Genomic DNA, 1,895 nt, shown 5'->3' on the forward strand with positions numbered 1-1,895 from the left:
TCCGCGAATAGCTGTCTCATACGCAACGATCTGGGGATCGTGTGGTGCTAAGGAAACTTGGTGGTCGCACATCTCATTGATTATAAAGATCTATTCAAAAACAACTGTTGAAGTCGGGTCAGATTGGGCGGTCTTGCTCGTTGATCATCACGAAGGCTTTTTGTCCTGGGCAGACTTTGAAAGGAACCAACGGCTGATCGCTGACAATGCCAACGGCAAGGGCATGATGGTGCGCGGGCCGGTGCGCAAGGGGGAGGCTTTGCTCGCCGGCCTGCTGCGCTGCGGTCATTGCGGCCGCCGGCTGCTTGTCGGCTACCATGGCGCCAAGGGCGATGTCGGCCGCTATAAGTGCGACGCGACCCGGAGCAATCCTGACGGTGATCCCTGCATCGCGTTCGGCGCATTACGGGTCGACGAGGCGGTGGGAGCCGAGATCGTGCGGTTGCTGCAGCCGCTCGGCGTTGAAGCGGCCATCCAGGCGATCACGCAGTGCGAGCACCAGTCTGGCGAAAAACAGCGCCAGGTAGAGTTGGCGCTCGAACAGGCGCGATATGAGGCGACCAGGGCGCGCCGACAATATGACACGGTTGATCCCGAGAATCGTCTGGTTGCTGGCGAACTCGAGCGGCGGTGGAATGGGACCCTCGCGAGCGTGCGCGCGCTTGAGGAAGAACTGGAGGCTCTGCTCCGACAGCGACCGGCAGCTTTGAGCGACGAGGAGCGTCAGCGCCTATTGCAAATGGGTGCCGATCTGGAGGCCGCCTGGCGTCATCCGGCGGCCACTGCCGTCACGCGTAACCGTATCATCCGGGTCGTGTTACGCGAGGTCGTGGCACACGTCGAGGACGACCAGATTCATTTGCTGTTGCATTGGCAGGGCGGCGATCATACCCGCCTGACGGTGAGAAGGAACCGGCGGGGTCAAACGCGGTGGTCCGTCGAGCCTGAGATGGTGGAGTTGATCCGCGCCTGCGCGCGAATGATGCCGGACAAGGCCATTGCCGGCATGCTCAACCGGACAGGAAAGCGGACAGGTCGATCGAATGGATGGACACAGTCGCGTGTGCGCGGCTTCCGCAACACGCACGACATAGCAGTCTACAGGGATGGCGAATGGGCCGAGCGCGGCGAAGTCACGTTGACTGAAGCCGCCAGGATGCTCAATCTGAGCCCCATGACGGTACTTCGCCAGATTCGCGCCGGCATCATCCCCTCCGAGCAATATTGCAAGGGCGCACCTTGGATCATCAAACGACGGAATATCGAAGATCCGCCTCTGATCGAGCGCGTCATGGCGTGCTCCAAGGCCCCGTCATCATCAAATCTGAATCAAAAGATCCTTGTCTTTCAATAGCGTAGCGAGATGGGCATTATGACGCGGGACCAGGCGTCTTGACGGCCGTCAGCTTCGTCACCGCGGTGGATGATCCAGCGTGCTTTGTGCGGTCATCGGGTGTCGGTGCTTACTTCGGCCTGACGCCGAGACGGTATCAATCCGGAGAAGTCGATCGTGACGGGTCGGTGTCAAAATGCGGTGATGCCCTCACACGCAGCTATCTCTTCGAGGCTGCGGGCGCTCTCTTGTCACGGGTCGCCAGATGGTCTTCGCTGAAAGCGTGGGGTGCGCGCCTGGCTCGCCGGATAGGCAGCAAGAAAGCCCGTGTGGCCGTCGCTCGCAAACTGGCAGTTATCATGCATCGGATCTGGATCGACGGCAGCGAATTCCGCTGGTCGAAGAAGGGGCGACCGCGTGATCACCGGCTAAGCCCACAACAACATCCGCCCTTTCGGCGGTGTTATGTCCCTGTTGGTGTGGACGGCTCCCCAACGGCACCGAATGTGCCAAATTGAGGTCGTTGTTGATATCAAGCGAAGGAGGCCGTCCGTGGAACAGA

General features: G+C 60.3%; 1 protein-coding gene and 1 pseudogene. Both read left to right on the plus strand.

The window, feature by feature from the left end:
• Positions 1-1,354: helix-turn-helix domain-containing protein (locus ACWGTO_RS33285; protein WP_454578927.1), on the plus strand; the 1,354-nt coding region annotated here is incomplete at its 5' end.
• A 26-nt stretch (positions 1,355-1,380) separates the two neighbouring features.
• Positions 1,381-1,740 (plus strand): annotated as a pseudogene (locus tag ACWGTO_RS33290) (transposase); the annotation flags it as partial.
• Positions 1,741-1,895: the final 155 nt, after the last annotated feature.

This window comes from Mesorhizobium sp. PL10 (assembly GCF_053714315.1).